The sequence below is a fragment of the Amycolatopsis sp. NPDC021455 genome, assembly GCF_040640995.1.
Classification (GTDB): Bacteria; Actinomycetota; Actinomycetes; order Mycobacteriales; family Pseudonocardiaceae; genus Amycolatopsis.
The window spans coordinates 19418-40372 of sequence record NZ_JBFACT010000009.1; the positions used below are offsets into that span (position 1 = coordinate 19418).

General features: G+C 71.1%; 23 protein-coding genes and 1 tRNA gene. 20 read left to right on the top strand and 4 right to left on the bottom strand.

The window, feature by feature from the left end; all coding sequences use genetic code 11:
• Window positions 1–115: 115 nt before the first annotated feature.
• Window positions 116–943, top strand: a complete 828-nt coding sequence (locus AB0G28_RS14430) for a DUF3105 domain-containing protein (RefSeq protein WP_361088090.1) — start codon at window positions 116–118, stop codon at window positions 941–943.
• Complete coding sequence (locus tag AB0G28_RS14435; protein WP_361088093.1) at window positions 940–1623, top strand: DUF305 domain-containing protein; 684 nt, start codon at window positions 940–942, stop codon at window positions 1621–1623. The genes AB0G28_RS14430 and AB0G28_RS14435 overlap by 4 nt, the downstream gene beginning before the upstream one ends.
• A 21-nt stretch (window positions 1624–1644) precedes the next feature.
• On the opposite strand, the gene AB0G28_RS14440 is transcribed toward AB0G28_RS14435, so the two are convergent.
• Both AB0G28_RS14440 and AB0G28_RS14445 read right to left on the bottom strand, forming a co-directional pair.
• Window positions 1645–2565 (bottom strand): cation diffusion facilitator family transporter, encoded by a 921-nt coding sequence (locus tag AB0G28_RS14440; protein ID WP_361088095.1) that lies wholly within the window; start codon window positions 2563–2565, stop codon window positions 1645–1647.
• Window positions 2566–2719: 154 nt separating this feature from the next.
• Entirely contained in the window at window positions 2720–3139 is a 420-nt protein-coding gene (locus AB0G28_RS14445) for a MarR family transcriptional regulator (protein ID WP_361088098.1), read from the bottom strand.
• Between the two features lie 107 nt (window positions 3140–3246).
• Between AB0G28_RS14445 and AB0G28_RS14450 the strand changes: the two genes are divergently transcribed.
• Window positions 3247–4083 carry an SDR family oxidoreductase gene (locus AB0G28_RS14450; protein ID WP_361088101.1) on the top strand — a complete coding sequence of 279 codons (837 nt, stop codon included), beginning with the start codon at window positions 3247–3249 and terminating at the stop codon, window positions 4081–4083.
• Here the strand turns inward: AB0G28_RS14450 and AB0G28_RS14455 are convergent.
• Entirely contained in the window at window positions 4080–5180 is a 1101-nt protein-coding gene (locus AB0G28_RS14455; protein WP_361088104.1) for an epoxide hydrolase family protein, read from the bottom strand. The genes AB0G28_RS14450 and AB0G28_RS14455 overlap by 4 nt on opposite strands.
• A gap of 149 nt (window positions 5181–5329) precedes the next feature.
• Here AB0G28_RS14455 and AB0G28_RS14460 point away from each other — a divergent pair.
• Window positions 5330–5402 (top strand) — tRNA-Arg (locus AB0G28_RS14460).
• 59 nt (window positions 5403–5461) lie between these two features.
• Here the strand turns inward: AB0G28_RS14460 and AB0G28_RS14465 are convergent.
• Window positions 5462–6229: a DinB family protein gene (locus tag AB0G28_RS14465; protein ID WP_361088107.1), complete on the bottom strand. Its 768-nt coding sequence runs from the start codon at window positions 6227–6229 to the stop codon at window positions 5462–5464.
• A gap of 198 nt (window positions 6230–6427) precedes the next feature.
• On the opposite strand from AB0G28_RS14465, the gene AB0G28_RS14470 reads away from it, so the two are divergent.
• The 16 genes from AB0G28_RS14470 (at window position 6428) to AB0G28_RS14545 (ending at window position 20949) form a co-directional block, all read left to right on the top strand.
• Complete coding sequence (locus AB0G28_RS14470; RefSeq protein ID WP_361088110.1) at window positions 6428–6769, top strand: NADH-quinone oxidoreductase subunit A; 342 nt, start codon at window positions 6428–6430, stop codon at window positions 6767–6769.
• Entirely contained in the window at window positions 6760–7779 is a 1020-nt protein-coding gene (locus tag AB0G28_RS14475; protein ID WP_361088114.1) for a hypothetical protein, read from the top strand. The genes AB0G28_RS14470 and AB0G28_RS14475 overlap by 10 nt, the downstream gene beginning before the upstream one ends.
• Complete coding sequence (locus AB0G28_RS14480; RefSeq protein WP_361088117.1) at window positions 7772–8698, top strand: NADH-quinone oxidoreductase subunit H; 927 nt, start codon at window positions 7772–7774, stop codon at window positions 8696–8698. Before AB0G28_RS14475 ends, AB0G28_RS14480 begins: the two co-directional genes overlap by 8 nt.
• 14 nt (window positions 8699–8712) lie before the next feature.
• A complete protein-coding gene (locus tag AB0G28_RS14485) occupies window positions 8713–9276 on the top strand; it encodes an NADH-quinone oxidoreductase subunit J (RefSeq protein WP_361088120.1) in 564 nt (187 codons plus the stop codon).
• On the top strand, window positions 9273–9578 hold the full coding sequence (nuoK, locus tag AB0G28_RS14490; RefSeq protein WP_160695714.1) for an NADH-quinone oxidoreductase subunit NuoK: 306 nt from the start codon (window positions 9273–9275) through the stop codon (window positions 9576–9578). The genes AB0G28_RS14485 and nuoK overlap by 4 nt, the downstream gene beginning before the upstream one ends.
• Before the next feature lie 4 nt (window positions 9579–9582).
• Window positions 9583–11400 (top strand): proton-conducting transporter membrane subunit, encoded by a 1818-nt coding sequence (locus AB0G28_RS14495; protein ID WP_361088124.1) that lies wholly within the window; start codon window positions 9583–9585, stop codon window positions 11398–11400.
• Between the two features lie 17 nt (window positions 11401–11417).
• Window positions 11418–12896: an NADH-quinone oxidoreductase subunit M gene (locus AB0G28_RS14500; RefSeq protein WP_361088127.1), complete on the top strand. Its 1479-nt coding sequence runs from the start codon at window positions 11418–11420 to the stop codon at window positions 12894–12896.
• A 16-nt stretch (window positions 12897–12912) separates the two neighbouring features.
• Window positions 12913–14313, top strand: a complete 1401-nt coding sequence (locus tag AB0G28_RS14505) for an NADH-quinone oxidoreductase subunit N (protein WP_361088129.1) — start codon at window positions 12913–12915, stop codon at window positions 14311–14313.
• Window positions 14314–14365: 52 nt separating this feature from the next.
• Complete coding sequence (locus AB0G28_RS14510; RefSeq protein WP_361088132.1) at window positions 14366–15907, top strand: multicopper oxidase family protein; 1542 nt, start codon at window positions 14366–14368, stop codon at window positions 15905–15907.
• A gap of 133 nt (window positions 15908–16040) precedes the next feature.
• Window positions 16041–16445 (top strand): hypothetical protein, encoded by a 405-nt coding sequence (locus AB0G28_RS14515; protein ID WP_361088135.1) that lies wholly within the window; start codon window positions 16041–16043, stop codon window positions 16443–16445.
• A 61-nt stretch (window positions 16446–16506) separates the two neighbouring features.
• On the top strand, window positions 16507–17127 hold the full coding sequence (locus AB0G28_RS14520) for a DUF305 domain-containing protein (RefSeq protein ID WP_361088137.1): 621 nt from the start codon (window positions 16507–16509) through the stop codon (window positions 17125–17127).
• Between the two features lie 153 nt (window positions 17128–17280).
• Window positions 17281–17682 carry a hypothetical protein gene (locus AB0G28_RS14525; protein WP_361088140.1) on the top strand — a complete coding sequence of 134 codons (402 nt, stop codon included), beginning with the start codon at window positions 17281–17283 and terminating at the stop codon, window positions 17680–17682.
• A gap of 62 nt (window positions 17683–17744) precedes the next feature.
• Entirely contained in the window at window positions 17745–18371 is a 627-nt protein-coding gene (locus AB0G28_RS14530) for a DUF305 domain-containing protein (protein WP_361088142.1), read from the top strand.
• Between the two features lie 189 nt (window positions 18372–18560).
• On the top strand, window positions 18561–19616 hold the full coding sequence (locus AB0G28_RS14535; protein ID WP_361088144.1) for a C40 family peptidase: 1056 nt from the start codon (window positions 18561–18563) through the stop codon (window positions 19614–19616).
• A gap of 38 nt (window positions 19617–19654) precedes the next feature.
• Entirely contained in the window at window positions 19655–20017 is a 363-nt protein-coding gene (locus tag AB0G28_RS14540; RefSeq protein ID WP_361088147.1) for a BlaI/MecI/CopY family transcriptional regulator, read from the top strand.
• Entirely contained in the window at window positions 20014–20949 is a 936-nt protein-coding gene (locus AB0G28_RS14545; RefSeq protein ID WP_361088150.1) for a M56 family metallopeptidase, read from the top strand. The genes AB0G28_RS14540 and AB0G28_RS14545 overlap by 4 nt, the downstream gene beginning before the upstream one ends.
• Window positions 20950–20955 lie beyond the last annotated feature (6 nt).

The following is a 20955-nucleotide window of genomic DNA, read 5'->3' on the forward strand; positions in this document are numbered from 1 at the left end:
ACCGTGATCAGACGGGTGGCCCCTAGACTGGCCGGGGCGGGAATCCGTCCGCAGCCACCAGAGGGAGAACGCGGGAGCCATGGCGAACGGGACAACTCGGAAAAAGGGGTCGGCGGTGAAGGCTGCCCGAGGTTCCGTCGTGACCAAGAAGGGCACGCCCTGGGGCACGATCATCGCCGTCGTCGCCATCGTGGCACTGGCCGCTTCGGTGATCATCTACTACATGGTGCAGTCGGCGCCGAAGCGTGAGCAGGCCGACCGCGAGGCCGCCGCCGCGTCCTTCGCCCCGACCGCGTCGGACCCGGACCCCTCGAAGCGCATCCCCGGCGTCGTGACCGCGACCTACACCGGAAGCGTGCACGTGCTCCCGACCGAGCGGGTGGCGTACGACAAGACCCCGCCGTTCGGCGGCCCGCACGACGGCTACTGGGCGGCGTGCACCGGCATCGTCTACCCGAACGCGGTGCGGACCGAGAACATGGTCCACGCGCTCGAGCACGGCGCGGTCTGGATCGCCTACAACCCGCAGCAGGTGACCGGCGACGCGCTGAACCAGCTCAGCGTCCGCGCGAAGGGCAAGCCGTACACGATGATGTCGCCCTACCCGGGCCTCGACAAGCCGATCTCGCTGCAGTCGTGGGGCCACCAGCTGAAGCTGGACGACGTCAACGACCCGCGGATCGACGAGTTCATCGCGGCCCTGCGGACCAACCCGAACGGCGTCTACCCCGAGGTCGGCGCGTCCTGTGACGCCCTCGGCCCGGGCCAGTTCGACCCGGACAACCCGCCGCCGTTCGACCCGTCGAAGCCCGGCCCCGACGCCAAGCCGATGGACTACAAGGGCAGCGCGGGCGCGCAGCAGGAGCAAGGCGGCATGAACCAGCCTTCGCAAGGCGCGCCTTCCTCGGGTGCCTCCACGCCCCCGGCCACGCCGAGCAAGTGACGTCCGAAGAACAGCCCACCTGGTCGCGCTGGGTCATCATCGGCGGGACGCTGCTGGCGGTCCTGCTGATCGGCGCGACGGCAGGCATGTTCCTCACCCGGGCGATCGACGACGCCCCGGCTGCCACCCCGGCAGCCGGGTCGGTCGAGGTCGGCTTCGCGCAGGACATGTCGACGCACCACCTGCAGGCCGTGACCATGGCCGGCTGGGCCCGTGACCACTCGACGGACCCGGAGGTCCGCCAGCTGGCGTTCGACATCGAGCGCACCCAGCTCGAGCAGGTCGGCCGCATGAAGGGCTGGCTGATGCTGTGGGACAAGCCGGAGCAGCCGATCGGCGCGCCGATGCAGTGGATGACCGAGCCGACGCAGGGCCACGACGGCATGTCGATGCCCCCGTCCTCGCTGAACCCCGCGGGCGGCCCGCTGATGCCCGGCATGGCGACGGACGCGGAGCTGGCCAAGCTGCGCTCACTGTCGGGCAAGCAGCTGGACGTTTATTTCCTCCAGCTGATGCTCCGCCACCACCAGGGCGGGACGGCGATGGCCCAGTACGCGGCGTCGCATTCGAGCCTGCCGGCGTTGAAGGCCCTGGTGAACAGCATGCTCACCTCGCAGGGCGCGGAGATGGACCAGATGAAGCTGATGCTTTCGGCCCGGGGTGCCCAGCCGCTGTCTTGATCACGGCTTCACCGCCCGCCGCTACCAGGACAGCTCTTGGCAGCGGCGGGCGCACTGCGGCGCCTCCACCTGCAGGGTGGCGTGCTCGATCGCGTACCGGGACGACAGCAGGTTCTGCGCTTCCGTCAGCACGTCCGATTGCTTCGCGGGCGGCGCGAGCGTCAGGTGTGCCGAAGCCACCTCCATGCCCGAGGTGAGCGTCCAGATGTGCAGGTCGTGCACGTCCGCCACGCCCGGGAGCGCGGACAGCTCGGCGTTGACCGCCCCGACGTCGACGCCCTGCGGCGCGTGCTGGAAGAGGATGCGCAGCGCGCGCCGGGCCAGCGTCCACGTGCGGGGCAGCACGAACAGCCCGATCGCGACACCGATGATCGGGTCGGCGTAGCGCCAGCCCGTGAGCAGCGTCAGCGCGCCGCTGATCAGCACGCCGACCGAGCCGACCAGGTCGGCCAGCACTTCGAGGTACGCGCCGCGGACGTTGAGGCTTTCCTTCGCGCCCGAGCGCAGCACGGCGAACGAGATGATGTTGGCCACCAGGCCCGCCGCCGCGGCCAGCAGCACCGGCAGGCCGGGCACCGCGGGCGGGTCGCCGATCCGGCCGATGGCCTCGACGAGGACGTACCCCGCGACGCCGAAGAGCAGCACCGCGTTGGCGAGCGCGGCGAGCACCTCCGCGCGGTAGAGCCCGAAGGTGCGGCTGACCGTGGGCCGGCTGCGCCGCGCCAGGACGATGGCGGTCAGGGCCATGCCGACCCCGAGGACGTCGGTGAACATGTGCGCCGCGTCCGAGATCAGGGCCAGCGAGCCGGTCGTGAAGCCGACGACGAACTCGAGCACCATGAAGCCGGCGCCGACGCCGAGGGCGATGGCCAGGCTCCGCACGTACCGGCCCGACGCGCTCGCCGGTTCGATCGCGTGCCCGTGGCCGTGTCCCTGCCCCATTCCGCCTCCGTTCCCGGTTCACCGTCGGGCCCAACATATAGTCGGATGCGCATATATGCAACAGAGGGCACCCTAAGTTCACTCACCCGAAAGCTACCCCGGCGTGCCCGCGCCCACCAATCCACCAGGCGGGGTTTCCCAACGCGCGGACTCGTCACGCTTCGACGTCGACCATCCGTTGCAGCAGGTCACGCAATCGGACACGCTCGGCGGGCTCGAGCGCGGCCAGGGGTTCGGCCGCGAAGCCCAGCGACCGGCGAAAGTTTCGCGCCAGCACGGCGCCCGCCGGCGTGGCCACGATGTTCTTGATCCGCCGGTCGCGCTCGTCCGGACGGCGTTCCACCAGGCCGCGCGCTTCGAGCCGGTCGATGATCCCGGTCACGTTCGAGCGCTCGGACTTCAGCTTCTCGGCGATCCGGTGCATCGGCAGCGGCTCCCCGAGCGCGGCGAGCACCTTGGCCTGCACCGTCGTCAGGCCCTGCGCGGCGGCCGCGGACTCGTACGAGGCGACGAACCGGTCGACGATCCGGGCGAGCAGGGAGACGACGTCGTCGGTGATCGGGTCAGTGCTCATGCGCAGAGTGTATGCCGATAGTTGACTACATGAACCATCCATGTCTATAGTGGTTTTAGTTCACTCCATTAACCATCATCCACCTGAATCACATCGAGGTTTCCGAGATGAGCAACGACCGCGTCGTCCTGATCACCGGCACGTCCACCGGGATCGGCCTCGCCACGGCGGTCCAGGCGGCCCGCGCGGGCTTCCGGACCGTGGCCACGCTGCGCGACCCCGCGCGCGCCGACCGCCTGCGCAAGGCGGCCGCGGACGCCGGCGTCCAGTTGGACGTCCGCCCGCTCGACGTCACCGACGCCACGTCCGTCCGCACGGCGTTCGAAGGCGTCCTGGCCGACTACGGCCGGCTCGACGTCCTGGTCAACAACGCCGGCGCGGGCCACATCGGCACGATCGAGCAGGAGCCGGTCTCCGCGGTCCGCGAGACCATGGAGGTCAACTTCTTCGGCGTCGTCGAGGCGACGAAGGCCGCGCTGCCGGCGTTGCGCGCCAGCGGCGGCCGTGTCATCACGGTGAGCAGTGTCGGCGGCGTGATCGGCCAGCCGTTCAACGAGGCCTACTGCGCGGCGAAGTTCGCCGTCGAAGGCATGATGGAGGCCCTGGCGCCGGTCGCCGCGGCCCAGGGCGTCACGGTCTGCGTCGTCGAGCCGGGCGCGGTCGCGACGGAGTTCGTCAACAACGTCGGCCTCGACGAACGGCTCTTCGCCGAAGCGGGGCCGTACGCCGACACCCTGCGGTCCTACATCGCCAGCGTCACGAAGAACTTCCAAAGCGCCCAGACGGCCGACGAGGTCGCCGCCGTGATCCTGGACGCGATGACGGCGGACGCGCCCGCGTTCCGGATCCAGACGTCGAAGTGGGCCGAGGACTTCGCGGCGATCAAGTTCGCCGACCGCGACGGCTCGGCCGTGCAGCGGATGACCGCCGGCTGGCTCGCCTAGCGCACCAGCCGGAAGAAGCCGCGGATCTGCTCGACGAGCATCTCCGGCTGTTCGAGCGCGGCGAAGTGACCGCCCGCGGGCAGCTCCTCGAACCAGCGCAGATCGGTGTAGCGCTGCTCGGCCTGGCGCCGCGACGGCCGCACGATCTCCTTCGGGAACACCGAAACCCCGGCCGGAACGTCCACTGTGGGCTGAACGCGACCGTTGTTCTCCCAGTACATCCTCGCCGAGGAGGCCGCGGTCGCGGTGAACCAGTAGACGGAGATGTCGTCGAGGATCTTCTGCCGGTCGATGGCGTCCTCCGGATGGCCGTCGTTGTCCGTCCAGGCATGGAACTTTTCGACGATCCACGCGGCCTGGCCGACGGGCGAGTCGGTGAGGCCGTAGCCGAGCGTCTGCGGTCGGGTGCCTTGCTGGCCGGAGTATCCGCTGCCGGTCCGCCGGAACTCCTCCAGGTCGGCCAGTGCCCGCTGCTCCGCCGGCGTCGGATCGTCGACTTCGAGCCGCACGGGCGCGAAGTTGACGTGCACCCCGGCGACCCGCCCGAACGACGCGAGCGCGTTGGTCACGCCGGCGCCCCAGTCGCCGCCCTGGGCGCCGTAGCGGTCGTAGCCGAGCGACGTCATCAGCCGGTCCCACAGCTCGGCGACCCGCGGGATCTTCAGCGCGGGCTTGTCGCTCCACCCGAACCCGGGCAGCGACGGCGCGACGACGTGGAAGGCGTCGGCGGGATCTCCACCGTGCTTTTCGGGCTCGGTGAGCGGCCCGAGGACATCGAGGAACTCCAGCACGGACCCGGGCCAGCCATGGGTGAGGATCAGCGGAAAGGCATCGGCATGCGGCGACCGGACGTGCACGAAGTGCACCCCGACGCCGTCGACATCGGCCCGGAACTGCGGAAAGGCGTTGAGCCGCGCGGCGAAGCCGAAGTCGTACTCCTCACCCCAGTCGCGGCACAGCTCGCGCAGGTAGGCGAGCGGAACCCCCTGAGACCAGTCCCCGACGGTCTCGGCCTCGGGCCACCGCGTCCGCCGCAACCGCTCCCGCAGATCGGCAACGTCGCCCTCATCGAGGACGACCTTGAAGGGCTCGGCCATGTCAGCTCCTTCGGGTGGGGTTCCCACGCTAGCGACGCCCCGCCGAATCGATCAACTTCATAGTCCTGACCAGCGGATACCCTGGTGGAGGAACCTGCCCGCAGCGGCCCCGGAGGATGCGCTAAGCTTTCGGAGTCGCCCAGCGATGGGCCCTCGTAGCTCAGGGGATAGAGCACTGCCCTCCGGAGGCAGGTGTCGCAGGTTCGAATCCTGCCGAGGGCACCCGAGGACGAAAACGGGAGAGATGCCGGGCATCTCTCCCGTTTCTGCGTCTACACCCCTCACAGCCGGCTGGTCGACCCGGCTCCGCCTGCTTCGAGCACCGCGAGGTCGCGCACCGCGTAGCGGTGGTGCTCGGCTTCTTCCTTCAGCACCACCTTGAGACAGCGGCGCACGACGTACTCCTGGTCGGGATAGGGATCCGCCGGCTTGCGAGCGCACACCCGGTCGAGCTCCGCCACGGTGAGCCCGTCGATGACACGCCGCATCGCTGCCATGCGGGCCAGCCGGGGCGCGAGCACCTCGTCGAGCGCCGGGGTGGCTTCGAGGGTGAGGCCGAGTTCCTTCAGCGGCGCTCCTCCGGCCGGCAAGCCCAGCGGGTGATAGGGCGCCTCCTCCTCGAGCACCGCGTTGCCGAGCCACGCGTCGCAGGCGAACAGGAGATGGCGCTGCGTCTCGACGAACGACCACTCGCCGTCGACCCGCTCGTGCAGTTCGGCCTCGGGCCGCGACCTCGCCCGCTCGAGCGTCGCGCCCCACAGGGCCTCGATGGCGTCCCAAGCAGCCCGGTACTCCTCGGGGGTCGCCGCGTCCCGGGCCAGCGCCCGGACGGGATGCCGGCGGTCCAGTTCGGCTTCGACATAAGCGGTCACGTCTACGTCGTTGACGACGAGACGCTCGAAGTCACCCCCGAGATAGACGTCGCTGCCGTAGCAGTCGACGATCTTCAGGCCGTTCACCTCGCAGTCCCGGATCTCCAGACCGGTGAGGTCGCACAGGTGGATACGACCACCTCGGAATCGGTCGCTCTGGGCGTACTCGGAAACCATCGAAGCAGTCTGGCCCACTCGTCACGTCCGCGCCAGGTTCGCAGCGACGCGGACTATCCAAAGTGGAATCTCCGGGGAACGCGGTCGCATCGGGGATAGCGTTACCCCCTACCCGTATGTATCATCCGGTTCCGAGCTGCCTCGACGGTTTCGGTCCGCTAGGCTGCTTAGTAGATCGGCGTGGCCGAGGGAGGCGCGGTGCAAGGTGCTCTCGTGGTGCTCGCCGGTGTCCTCGTGCTCGTCGCGGCGGCCTACGGCGTCGCGAGGCTCGTCCGGCTGGCACCGACGGCCCGGGACGTTCTGCCGTACCTCTCGGGCGGCTCCCCGGCCGAACACGCGGTCTCCCGCTACCACGTCCGGTGGTACACCATCACGATGGTCTTCCTGGCCTTCGACATGGAGATGGTGTTCATGTACCCGTGGACGCTCGTCGTCGCGGAGGTCGGGACGCCGGCCGTGGTCGAGATGTTCGCTTTCCTGGCCGTGCTGTTCGCCGGTGTCTGGTACGCCCGGCGCGAAGGCGTCTTCCGATGGACCTGACGGCCTGGCTGCTCGGCCGGACGCCCGTCCGGCCGCTGATCGCCACCGCGGTCGGCGGGACAGGGGTTCGGCTCGCCGTCGAACGGGAGGCGCGCCGGCGCGGCTGGCGGCCCGCGCTGCACCCCGCGGAGGCGAACCTCCTGGTGGCCGCGGGCCCGGACGACCCGGCGATGGCACCGTTCGCCGACGCGGTGTGGCAGCTGGTTCCGGCGCCTCGCGTGCGCATCAGCCTGACGGATCCCTCGGAGGTCCCGGCCGCGCTGTCCGACGCCGAGCAGCGGCTGCGATCGCCGGCCCACCACGACATGCCCGCGGCGCGCAGCGAGCACGAAAACCACGCGCCGCACCACGAGCACGCCGAAATGGACCATTCCGACCACCACGGCCACGACATGAGCGGCATGGAGATGCCCGGCGGCATTCCGATGGCCGACCGGGCCGAAGACCGCGACGGCCTGAAACTCGACCGCCTGACCGTCCCGCTCGGCCCGGTACTCCCGGCTTGGCCGGCCGGCCTGCTCGTCCGCACCTGGATGCAGGGCGACGTCGTGCAGGAGGCGACCGCCGAAACCGTCCTGACCTCGCGGCCCGGGACGCGCGCGTTCTGGGACAGCGAGGCCCGGCTCTCCGCACGCCGGCTCGACAGCTGCGTGCGGCTGCTGACCGTGGCGGGCTGGGAGCACGCCGCCGTCGTCGCCGCGCGCCTGCGGGACGACCTGCTCTCCGGCCAGGACCCGGGCCCGCGGTTCACGCGCTGGGCGAAGCGGGTCCGCCGCTCACGAGTCCTGCGCTGGTCGCTGACCGGCGTCGGCGCGCAGGCCGGCTCCGGTGACGTGTGGGACCGCCTGATCCGCTGGATCGACGAGGCCGACAACCCGGCCGTCGAGGACCCGGCCGAGATCCTCGACGCCCTGCCGGCGCTGCTGGCCGGAACCGAGCTCACGGCGGCCCGGCTGGTCATCGCCAGTCTCGATCCCGACCTCGAACGCCTGCGGGTGTCCCATGGTTGACGAACTCCCCTGGTGGGGTGGCCTGCTGCTGCCCGTCGTGCTGGCGGTCCTGGCCACGGCGACCGCCTCGTGGGACGCGGTGCTGCGGGACCGGGCCGGCGGCGGTCCCGGGCGAAGGGCGCTGACGCTGCCCCTGCGTCAGGCCGGCGGGCTGCTCGTCCAGCAACGCCGCCGCACGCTCGCGGCCGACGTCCTGCTCGGCCGCGGCGGTGCTCTCGCGCTGCTGCTCGCCGCGGTGCTCGCCTCGCTGGTAACCCCGCTCGGACACCGGGCAGTGGCGGACCTGTCGATCGGGATCGTCTGGTTCAACGCGATGGAGGTCGTCGCCTGGGCCGCCGTCTGGCTGGTCGGCTGGGGCGCCAACTCGGCGTACGGCCTGGTCGGCGGCTACCGGTTCGTCGCGCAGGGCCTGGCCTACGAGCTGCCGCACATGTTCGCGCTCATCACCGCCGCGCTCGGAGCCGGTTCACTGCGGGTCGCCGACGTCGTGGCCGCGCAGGACGGGCTGTGGTTCGTGGTGTGGATGCCCGTCGCGTTCGTCGGCTACCTGCTGTCGGTGCTCGCGATGGCGTTCTGGGGCCCCTTCGGCCACCCGGTCGGCGCCGACGCCGCGGGCGGCGCGGCCGCCGAGCTGTCCGGTGTCGACCGGCTCGTCTTCCAGGGCGCCCGGTGGCTGCTGCTGACCTCGGGAGCGGCGTTCGCGGTGCCGCTGTTCCTCGGCGGCGGGTCCGGGCCGCTGCTGCCCGCGTGGCTGTGGTCGCTGGTGAAGACCCTGGCCGTGCTCGCGGTGCTGGTGTGGGTCAAGCTCCGGATCCCGACCTTGCGGATGGAGCGCTACCAGGAGATCGCCTGGGTGGTCCTCATCCCGCTGACGCTGGTGCAGGCCCTCGTCGTCGCCGTCGTCGTCCTCGTCCGCTGAAGGGAGTCCGTCGCATGTGGACACAAGTCGCGTTCTGGGTGTGCGCGGCCGGAGCGATCGTGACGGGAATCGCGGTGTTCCGGGTGGACTCGATGGCGCGCGCGACCTTCGCGCTGCTGGCGTCGTTCGTCTTCGCCGCGGGCACGGTTCTCCTGCTGAACCTCGCCTACTTGGGCGTGCTCGTGATCCTCATGATGATCATGGAGATGGTCGTCATGGTCGTCTTCATGATCATGTACATGATGAACCCGGCCGGGTTGATGCCGATGACCATGGTGCACAACCAAAAGGGCGCACTGGTCATCGCGGGCGGGGTGTTCGCCGCGCTCGCCGCCGGCATCTTCCTGGTCGACTGGCCGACCTCGGACCGGCCGCGTCCGGCTGATCCGACGCGCGCGTTGGGCGAAGCCCTGATGGGCTCGAAGATGCTGGTCATGATGGTGCTCGGGCTGTGCCTGTTCGCCACGATCGTCGCCACCGTCGTCCTCGCGACCCACCGCGGCCGTTACGACCGCTACGGCGACCGGCTCCGCGAGAAGCGACCCACCGACCCGATCCGGGGAGGGCTGGACCGGTGACCCTGCAGGCGTTTCTCCTCTTGGCCGCGGCGCTGTTCAGCGTCGGGCTCTACGGCGCGCTGTCCCAGCAGTCCATCGTGATGATCATGATGGGGCTGGAGCTGATGGCCAACGCGGTGATCGTCGCCGGTGCCGCGTTCTGGTACTTCGCCTCGCCGACGCGGCCGGACGGCCAGGTGGTCGTGCTGGTCGCGGTGACCCTGATGGCGGTCGACATGGCGATCGGGTTCGCGGTGGTCACGGCGATCTTCCGGCGCCGCGACGTCGACCTGACCGACTCGGCCGCGGACCTCAAGGGCTGAGCCGATGACCCTCTGGCTGCTGATCGCCCTTCCCCTGCTCGCCGGAGCCGGGCTGCTGCTCGCCGGTCGCGCCGCCGACCGCGTCGCGCCCGCGGCCGGCGTCGCGACGGCCGTCGTCACGCTCGTCCTGGCGGTCGCCGCCGCGGTCGCGCGGCCCGGAGTGTCGGCTCCGCTGCTGGCCCGGCTGCGGGCCGGGCTCGCCGTGGACGGGCTGTCCGCGGTCATGGTCGTGACGGTCGCGGTCGTGCTGGTGGCTGTCCTGGTCTTCGCCGCCGGGGAGTTCGGGACCGAGGAGTCGCGGGCCCGCTTCCACGGCCTGATGCTGGTCTTCGCCGGAGCCATGCTGGTCACGGTCACCGCCCGGGACCTCGTGGTGCTGCTGATGGCGTGGGAGGTCATGGGCGCGTGCTCGTACGCGCTGATCGGCTTCTGGTGGCGGGAGGACCACCGCGTCGGCTCGGGCGCGATCGCGTTCCTCACCACGCGCTCCGCCGACCTCGGCCTGTACCTCGCGGCCGGCGCCGCCCTCGCGGGCGGGGTCGCGGGCCTGAGCCTGGCCGGGCTGCCCCAAGCCACCGACGGCTGGCGAGACGCCGTGGCCGCCGGGATCGCGCTGGCCGCCCTGGGGAAGTCCGCGCAGCTGCCGTTCAGCTTCTGGCTCTCCCGCGCGATGGACGGCCCGAGCCCGGTCTCGGCGCTGCTGCACTCGGCGACCATGGTCGCGGCGGGCGCGTACCTGCTGATCCGGGTCGAGCCGCTGCTGGCCGCGACCGGCTGGGCCGCGGACACGGTGGCCTGGGCCGGCGTGCTGACCGCGCTGGTGCTCGGCGCGGCCGCCGTGGTGCAGCGGGACCTCAAGCAGGTGCTGGCCGCGTCGACCTGTTCGCAGATCGGGTTCATGGTGCTCGCCGCCGGCGCCGGCGGTGGCACCGCCGGGACCGGCCAGCTCGTGGCCCACGCGGCGACCAAGAGCCTGCTGTTCCTCGGTGCCGGGGCCTGGCTGGTCGCCCTCGGCACCAAGGACCTCGACCGGCTTCGCGGCGCCGCACGCCGGTATCCGCTGCTCGGCGTGCTGTTCACGATCGGTGCGCTCACCTTGGCCGGAGTGCCGCCGCTCTCGATCTGGGTGACCAAGGACGCCGTGCTCGCCGCGGCGCTGGCCGACTCCCCCGCGCTGTACGTCGCCGGGCTGGCGGCCGCGCTGGTCAGCGGCGCCTACGTCGGCCGGGTGCTGGCGATCCTGTGGCAGCCGGCCGAAGTGGCCGAGCGGCGGCTGAGCCCGCTGCTGCTCGCGCCGTTGCCGGTCCTCGCCGCGGCGGCCGCGTTGCTCGGGATCGGTGGCCTGCCGGGCTTCGCGCGCCGGTTCGCCGGGCTCGTCGGCGCCCCGGAGGTCACGCCCGGGTGGGGCGAGCTGGTCGCGTCGGGTCTGCTCGCGATCGCCGGCGTCGTCGGGGCCGGTCTCTGGATCCGCCGGCGAGCTCTGCCGGAAACGGGGGTCCTCGCCGACTGGCTACGGCTGGAGCGCATCGCCCACCTCGCCGTGGCGACGCCGGCGATGCGGCTCGCACGAGGCCTGGCCCGGTTCGACGACCGGGTCGTGGACGGCGGCGTGCGCGCGGCCGCCGCGACCGGCGCGGCGCTCGGGAAGCTGGCCGACGTCCGCGTGGAGGTGTCGATCGACGCCGTCGTCCGCGGGGTGTCCCGGGGAGCTCGCGCGCTCGGGCGGCTGGCGCCGCGGCCGCAGACCGGGCAGCTGCACCACTACTACGCCCAAGCCGCGGTCGCGCTGGGCGTCCTGGCCGTGTTGTTGATCATCCTGTGAGGAACGTGAGGTAGCGCGTGCTCAGCGTCGTGGTGTTCCTGCCCCTGGTGGCCGCGGTGGTGCCGCTCGCGCTGCCGCGCGCCGGCGCCCGGTTCGTCCGCTGGTGGTGGATCGCCGCCGCCACGGCCGACCTGGCCCTGGTCATCGCCCTCTGGATCGGCTACCCCGGCGGCGACGGCTACGCCTACGAAGTAAACCTGCGCTGGATTCCCAGCATCAGCTCGGGCTACCACCTGGGCGTCGACGGCCTCAGCCTCCCGTTGCTGGCCCTGACGGCCGTGTTGTTCCTCGCCTGCGCGGTCTACTCGCTGCGGCAAGACCACCGCGTCCGGTCCTTCGCCGTGCTGTTCCTCTTCCTCGAGTCCGTCAGCCTCGGGTTGTTCGTCTCGCTCGACCTGATCCTGTTCTTCGTCTTCTTCGACCTGTCCATCGTGGGCATGTACTTCGTGATCGCCGGCTGGGGCCATCGAGACGCCGCCCGCGCCGCGCTGAAGTTCTTCCTCTACACGTTCGTCGGGTCCCTTGCGCTGCTGGTCGGGTTCATCGCGCTGTACGTGACCGCGTCACCGCACACCTTCGACATCGTGGAACTGACCCGTCGGACGCCGTTGGCAGGCGGCGGGTGGGCCGCGGGGCTGGTGCTGCTCGCGCTCGGCGCCGGGTTCGCGATCAAGACCCCGACCGTCCCGTTCCACACCTGGCTGCCGCCCGCGCACACCGAAGCGCCCGCGGCCGGGTCGGCGATCCTGGCCGGCGTCCTGCTGAAGATGGGCACCTACGGTTTCGTGCGGATCGCGATGCCGATCCTGCCGGACGCCTGGCGCCGCTACGCGGTCGTGTTCGTCGTCATCGGCGTCGTGAGTGTCCTTTATGGAGCGTTGGTCGCCCTGGGACAACGGGACTTCAAGCGGATGATCGCCTACACGTCGGTCAACCACATGGGATACATCGTGCTCGCGGTCGGCGCGGCCGGGCTCGTCGCGAATTCGGACGCCGAAGCGCGCCGGCTCGCCGTCACCGGCGCGGTCACCCAGATGGTCAGCCACGGCCTCATCACCGGCGCGCTGTTCCTCCTCGCGGGGGTGCTGTACGAGCGCGGCGGCACCTACGACATGGACCGCTACGGCGGCCTGGCCGCGAGCGCGCCCCGGTTCGCCGGGCTGACGGCCGCGGCGGCGTTCGCCTCGCTCGGGCTGCCCGGGTTCTCCGGATTCATCGCGGAGTTCCAGATCTTCACCGGCTCGCTCGGCTCGGCGCCGGTGGCGACGGTCCTCGCCTTCCTCGGCATCCTGGTGACGGCCGCGCTGTTCCTCCGCGCGTTCCAGAAGGTGTTTCTCGGCCAGGCGGACACGACGGCGGCCGACCTCACCGTCACCGAAAGCGCCTCGATCGCGCCGCTGCTGGTGCTCGCCGTCGTCGTCGGCGTCTTCCCGCGGTTCCTGCTCGACCTGATCGAACCCGCATCGCGGTCGGTCCTGCACCTCCTGGCCCGGTGACCGCGCCGTGGAGATGATGAACGAGGACCCCCTCGCGCTGCTGCCCGAGATCATCCTCGCCGTGGCCGCGGTCGCCGGACTGCTGCTCGGGTCGTACCTGCCCCGGCAGCGGCAGTGGCCGGTCCGGCTGCTCACCGCCCTCGCCTGCGCGGCCGCCCTGGTCGCCACCGTGGCGGTGTGGAACGACCCGGCCCGCACGGTGTTCGGGGACAGCTACGCCATCGACGTCGCCACCGATGCCGGGCGCGTCATCGTCCTGGTCGCCGTCCTGCTCACGCTCGGGGTGAGCGCCGGGGAGTTCCGATCGTCGCCGCGCGAGAGCGAGCTGTACGTCCTGGTGCTGCTCGCCGCGCTGGGCACGATCGTGCTCACCGGCGCGAACGACCTGCTCCTGCTCGTGGCCGCGTACCTGCTGGCCAGCATCCCGCTGTACGCGATCGCCGGGTTCGCCAAGGACGACCTCGGCACCGAAGGCGCGCTGAAGTTCTACCTCCTCGGCGCGCTGCTCGGGATCACGATGCTGGCCGGGGCCACCGTCCTCTTCGGCGTCGGCGGCGCGACGACCTACACCGACCTGCAGAAGTCGCTCGGCGCCGCGCCCGCCGCCGCGGTCGCGGCCGGGTTCGTCGGGGTGCTGGCCGGGCTGCTGTTCAAGATGGGCGCCGTCCCGGCGCACTTCTGGATCCCGGACGTCACCGAAGGCACCCGGCCGCCCGCCGCGGCGTTTCTCACGACCGTCCCGAAGGTCGGTGGCGTCGTCGCCGCGTACCGGCTGGCGGCGACCGCGATGTCCGGCTCGGCCGTCGACTGGCCACTGCTGGTGGCCCTGATCGCCGCGGTGACCATGACGCTGGGCAACCTGGCCGCGTTCTTCCAGCGCGACGTGCGCCGGCTGCTCGGCTACTCGACAATCAGCCAGGTCGGCTACCTGCTGATGGCCGTCGTCGTGGCCGGCCGCAGCCCACTGGCCCTCCCGAGCACGCTGCTCTACCTCGCGGCCTACGCCGTGACGAACCTCGGCGCCTTCGCGGTGGTCTGCGCCCTCCCGCGGCGGAAGCTGATCGACGAGTACCGCGGGCTGCTGCGCCAACGCCCTTGGCTGGCCGTGAGCCTGGCGGTGTGCCTGCTCGGGCTCGTCGGGACCCCGCCGACCGCCGTCTTCGCCGGGAAGCTGACCGTCTTCACCGCGGCACTCGACGGCGGGTACGGCTGGCTCGTCGTCGTGGCCGCCGTCAACACCGTCGCCAGCCTCTTCTACTACCTCCGCTGGATCGCCCCGGCCGTGCGCTCCGCCGCAGTACCGGAAACCGCCGAAGTCGACGGCTGGGCCGCCACGACCGCGTATGCGGCCGCGGTGGGATCACTCGCTTCGGGGCCGTTGTCGGGCCTCCTCCTCGCCGCGTTCCGGGTGAACTGAGGGCGATGTACTATCGAATTTAGTAGATCCGGTCGCCCGAGCAGAGGACCCCATGACGCCTGCCGAACGCCCAGCCACCCCGGACCGTTTGCTGAACCGGCGCGGCTTTCTCGCACTCGGCGCCGGCGCAACGGCCGCCCTCGGGCTCGCGGCATGCTCGTCCGGCACCGCACCGGCGTCACCGACCAAGGTCGGCCCGACGTCACCGCTGGTCGCTCGGGCCGAAGCCGCGCGGCGGCCGGCTGACGCCGTCGTCCGCCCGGTTGACCTGACCGCTCAGGTCGGCGATCTGGACCTCGGCGGCGTTCAGGTGAAGACGTGGAGCTTCGGCCGGCTCCCCGGCCAGGAGATCCGGCTCAAGCGCGGCGAAGTGCTCCGGGCCAAGCTGAACAACCGGCTGCCCCAGCCGACGACGATCCACTGGCACGGCTTGGCGCTGCGCAACGACATGGACGGCGTACCCGGCCTCACCCAGCCCGCGGTCGCCGCGGGCAGCGACTTCACCTACGAGTTCGCGGTCCCCGAAGCGGGCACCTTCTGGTTCCACCCGCACGTCGGCGTGCAGCTCGACCGCGGCCTCTACGCCCCGCTCATCGTGGAGGACCCGGCCGAGGGCGGCGACTACGACACCGAGCTGGTGATCGTCTTCGACGACTGGCTCGACGGCACCGGCACCGATCCCGACGCCGTGCTGGCCAACCTCAAGCAGAACGGCATGACCATGGGTGGCATGCCGGACATGCCCGGCATGGGGCACCTGGGCGGGATGCCGAGGTCCGACCTCCTCGGCGGCGACGCCGGCGACGTCACCTACCCGCATTTCCTCGCCAACGGCCGGACCGCCGCCGCACCGACGTCGTTCGCGGCCAAGCCGGGCCAACGCATCCGGCTGCGCCTGATCAACGCGGGCGCCGACACCGCGTTCCGGGTCGGCGTGCCCGGCGTCCCGTTGCGGGTCACCCACACGGACGGTTTTCCCGCCATGGCATCCGGCGAGGCCGAGGCGGTGCTGCTCGGCATGGGCGAGCGGATCGACGCCGTGTTCACCGTGCCGGCCACCGGCGTCCCGGTCGTCGCCCTCGCGGAGGGCAAGAGCGGATACGCGCAGGTTCTCGTGCACGCCGGGAACAGCCGGGCGGGCACGGCGAACGAAAGCGCCGCCGAGCTGCTGAAGAAGGCGAAGGTGCAGACCGTCGATGACTTCTCGGCGGCACCGCAGGTGAACCTGAAGAACCGCGCACCCGACGTCACGCACGACCTGAAACTGGCCGGCCCGGGCGCGAAGTACGACTGGACCATCAACGGAAAGCCGTACGATCCCGCGGACGGCCTTCCGGTCCGGCAGGGACAGCGGGTCCGGCTGCGATTCGTGAACGACTCCGACATGTACCACCCGATGCACCTGCACGGCCACACGTTCCAGGTGCGCGGCCGGAACGGGCCCGGCCCGCGGAAGGACACGGTGCTCGTCCTCCCGCGCCGGACGGTCGAAGTGGACTTCGACGCCGGCAATCCGGGGCAGTGGCTGACGCACTGCCACAACGCCTACCACGGGGAGTCGACCATGATGACCGTGGTGTCCTATGTGGAATGAAAGCCGGCCTGGCACGTTCTACTACTCTACTAAGTAGCTCAGTTTTGAAGCCGGAACGATGAACCGGCTCACCGTGGCGCCCGTGTAGGAGACGAGTCCCGGGAACGGCCCGGGGTCGTCGTTCGGAGATGCCATGCCGGCGGGCGCGCTCAGCGGGACACAGCGGCTGTTCCTGCTGTTCGCGCTCGCCTTCGGCGTCATCCTCATGCACCACGTCAACGCGCCCGGCGCGATGGCCGGCACGGCGGAAACCGTCGTCGAACACGCGGAAGCGGTGCCGGCCGCCCCGACCCAGGATTCCGAGCCCGCCTCGCCGCACCATGCCTGCCCGCCGTGCGGCGCCCATGTGATGACGCACGTGTGCCTGGCGGTATTGGACGGGATGCCGCCGATCCTGCTCGTGCTGTTCGCACTTGCCGGGTTCGCCGGGCTCGGCGCGACGACGGCAGCGGGCTCCCGCGGCGCCCCACGGCCCAGCCGGCCGCCCGACCTGCACGGGCGAGCAGCCCTCACCTCCCTCTGCGTGTTGCGGGTGTGATCGAACGGGTTCTCCGCGAGACCTCGTTCGACTCCCTTGAACCAGCAGAGAAGGAACCGACGTGCGCAAGACTCCGATCATCAGTGCCATCACCCTGGCCTCGGCCCTGCTCCTCGGCGCCTGCGGCGCCGAATCCGGCAGCACCGCCATGCCCGGGATGCAGTCCTCCGCGGCGGCCGCGGGTGCCGGCCGGGAGGCCGGGCACAACCCCGACGACGTCACGTTCGTCCAGCAGATGATCCCGCACCACACCGACGCGGTGAACATGGCGAAACTGGTGCCGAGCCGCAGCAAGAACCCCCAGGTGATCGATCTGGCGAGCCGGATCGAGAAGGGTCAGGACCCCGAGATCCAGCAGATGCAGGGCTGGCTGTCGACGTGGAACGCGTCGATGCCCGGGATGCCCGGGATGTCCGACGGCTCGATGCCGGGCATGAGCGGCGGATCCATGCCCGGCATGATGTCCGCCGAAGACATGCAGAAGCTCGGAGAGGCCAAGGGCGCCGAGTTCGACAAGATGTGGCTCGACATGATGATCAAGCACCACCAGGGCGCCATCGACATGGCGAAGACCGAGCTGGGCAAGGGCGCGAGCACGGAAGCCAAGACGCTCGCCCAGAAGATCATCGACGCCCAGCAGGGCGAGATCACCGAGATGCAGGGCATGCCCTCGAAGAGCTGACGGAACGCGCGACGACGCGTTGTGAACGACCGACGTTCACAACGCGTCGTTCCGTTACGCGGTAGCCGACAAGTCGACTACCGCCTCTCGTACTACGACACCTAGCAGAAGACCCCGCGGGGCACACCGCACAGAGCTGAGTACCGTAGAGACGTGGCGACGAACCGGCTCGGCAAGGCACAGCAGGTCATGCTGCTGTGCGCGCTCGCGCTGTGCGTCGCCGCCATGCACCACGTCAGCATGGCGAGGAGTCCCGAGGGCGTCTCCGGGATGCAGACCATGGCGGCCACCCAGGTCGTGGCGGCCGCGGCCGTCGACGCGGGCTCCGGCGAGCACCATCCCGGCATGCCGGACGGCACGCACAACCTCCTCCACCTCTGCTTGGCCGTCGTCTCCGCCGCGGTGGCGCTTTTCCTCGCGCTCGTGGCACTCGGCCGGGTGCTGCCGGTGGCGGTCGCCGCACCGGCGAGTCCCCGCGGCTCCCCCCATCCCGAGCGCCCGCCCGACAGACGTGGCCGGCGGATCCTCACCTCTCTCTGCGTTCTGCGGACCTGACCGGCCGCGTTCTCCGCGGTCGTCACGGTCTTCCAGCAGCAATTCACAGAGAAGGATTTGTCATGCCCAAAAACCTGCTCGCCGGCGGCATCGCCGTCATCACCGCGCTCGTACTGAGCGCGTGCAGCAGCAGCGACCACCCGTCCATGCCCGGCATGAGCGCCGGCTCGTCCGCACCGGCTCCGTCCCCGAGCGGGCAGGCGGCGGGCCACAACGCCGACGACATCGCGTTCGCCCAGCAGATGGTTCCGCACCACAGCCAGGCCCTCGACATGGCGAAGCTGGTGCCGTCCCGCAGCACCAACCCCAAGGTCATCGACCTGGCGAGCCGGATCGAAAAAGCTCAGGACCCGGAGATCCGGCAGATGCAGGGCTGGCTGACCACCTGGGGCGCTCCCTCGGCCTCGTCGATGCCCGGCATGGACCACGGGTCGATGCCGGGCATGAGCGGGTCGATGCCCGGCATGATGTCCGACGCCGACATGCAGAAGCTCGGACAGGCCAAGGGCGCCGAGTTCGACAGGATGTGGCTCGACATGATGATCAAGCACCACCAGGGCGCCATCGACATGGCGAAGACCGAGCTGTCCAAGGGCAGTGACGCCGACGCGAAGGCACTCGCCCAGAAGATCATCGACGCCCAGCAGGCGGAGATCACGGAGATGCAGGGGCTGCTGCAGCAGAGCTGATTCCGGCCAGGTGAAGGCCACCCCGGGGTTCCCCGGGGTGGCCTTCACGCACGCGCCAGGGGCGTGACTTCCATCCTTCGTGGCCCCAGGAGCGAAAATCTTCACCACGGGCTGACAACTACCCGTCTAGTACTAAGCAAACTAGTACTCCATGCACCGAAGGTCCCCACGACAGGAGATGCAGCACCCGTGACTCCGCACCGGCGATCCCTGCGACATCCGCTCGCCGCCACCACCGCACTGCTGCTCATCGGCTTGGGCACGCTCCCCGCGAGCGCGCAACCGGCACCGCCGCCCACCGGCGGCCAGGACCCGATGCAGCGCTACCAGGAACTGGGCGCGCAGGCCGCCAAGGCCGACGAGGACCTGCTGACCGCCCAGGATCAGCTCAACGCGCGACAGGCCGACCGCGACAAGGCCAACGCGGACGTGACCAAGGCCGACGACGACCTCGGCAAAGCGCAGGCGGCCATCGCGCAGTTCCGGCCGCAGGTCGGCACCATCGCGCTGTCCGCGCTGGACGGCGGCCCGCTCGACAACGCCGCGATGCTCCTGGACAGCGGCAACCGGCAGGAGTTCCTCGACCGCGCTTCGGCGTTGTCGATGCTGGCCGATCGGAAGACCGCCGTCCTCAGTGGCCTGCGCGACGCCGTGAACCAGGCCGAGAACGCGAAGACCACCGCGGCGAACGCGCAGAAGACGGCCCAGCTCGCCGCCGACGACGCGGCCACGGCCCTGGACGAGGTCCGCAAGCGCCAAGAGGACCTGAAGGGGCAGATCGCCGAAGTCCGCGAGGCGCTCGGCAAGCTTCCCTCGGCCGACCGCAAGAAGCTCGGCACGGTCCAGGACAGCGGTTCCTACCTCGGTCCGCCCGGCGCCGCGAACGACGCGTTGCAAGCCGCGCTGTCCAAGCGCGGGTCGGAGTACGAGTGGGGCGCCACCGGGCCGGACGAGTTCGACTGCTCCGGTTTGACGTCCTGGGCGTACAAGCAGGCCGGCATCACGATCCCGCGCACCAGCCGCCAGCAGTTCACCGCCGGCAAGGCCGTGCCGCTCACCCAGCTCCTCCCGGGCGACCTCCTGTTCTACGACGACGGCACGGGCAACGCGGGCGCGATCCACCACGTCGCGATGTACGTCGGCGACGGCAAGATGGTCGACGCGCCCACCGAAGGGCAGCTGGTCGACGTGCGTCCCCAGCGCGGCGACGGCCACCTGATGGGCGCGCGGCGCATCGTCGGGTGATCCCGGCCGGGGAAGGTATCCTTCTGCGCGGAGGTGCCATGCTGAAGTTGGGCGAGCTCGAGGCGTCGGTCATGGACGTGCTCTGGAGCGCGACGGAACCGATGCGGGTCCGCGAAGTGCTCGACGAGCTCAACCAGCACCGCGACCTGGCCTACACGACGGTGATGACGGTGCTGGACAACCTGCACCGCAAGGGCTGGGTGGTCCGCGAGATGGAGAACCGCGCCTACCGCTACACCGCCGTCACCTCCCGCGAGGAGGCCACCGCGCAGACGTTGCGGGAGCTGCTCGACGCCGGCGGCGACCGGGAGTCGGTGCTGCTGCACTTCGTGCGTTCGACGTCGGAGGAAGAGTCGGACATTCTCCGCAAGGCACTGCGCCGGAAGCCGCGCAAGCGGTGATCACCGCGGCGGCGCTCCTGCTCGGGGTTCTCGTGGTCGGCTGGTGGTCACCACGGCCGCTGAGCAGGCTCTCCGCCCTGGTCGGCCCCGGCACGGCACTCACCTGGTGGTTGCTGACCGCGGCCGGGCTCGTCGCCGGGACCATCGCCGGCGTTCTGCTCCTGGTGCTGCCCGGGCACGGCCCCGCCGCGGCCGTCCTGGCCGTGCTGCACGACTGCTGGGCCGCGGTCGGTCACGGCGACCTGCCGGCCCTCGACCCGATAGCCGGGGGCGTGGCGGCCGCCGTCGTGCTGGCCGCGGCCGCCCGGCTCGCACTGGCTTCGGCCGGACGCCGCCGGCGCCGCAACGTCCTGCACCGCCGCCATCTGGTCGCCCTGCGGCTGTCCGGCTCGGCCGACGGCCGGCCGCTGCCGACCCTCTGGGTGCCGGAGGACGAGCCGGTCGCCTACAGCCTCGGCGGTCGCCAGGCGTTGATCGTCGCCAGCACGGGGCTGGCGGACCGCCTGTCGGGCCCGGAGCTGCGCGCGGTCCTGGCGCACGAGCGCGCCCACGTCCACAGCCGTCACCACCTGCTCACCGCGGTGGCCGACGTCCTGGGCCGCACGCTCGGGTTCGTCCCGCTGATGCGGGAACTGCCCGGCGCGGTCCAGCTGCTGGTCGAGCTGGCGGCCGACCGGACGGCGGCCGAGCAGTGCGGCCGGGAGCCCCTGCGTTCCGCCCTGCTGTCGATCCGGGCGGTCGAGGGTCCCCGGCGTTCGCTGGCCATGGCGGGCGGCGACACCGCGATCCGGCTGCAGCGGCTCACCGCCCACACCGGCTCGCGGCTCGTGTCCCGGGTGGTGACCGTCGCCGGCGGGCTCGCCGCGCTGGTCGCACCCGCGGCGGTCGCCGCCACGCTGGTGGTCGGGACCGGCCTGGTTTCCTGTCCGTGAGGGCCG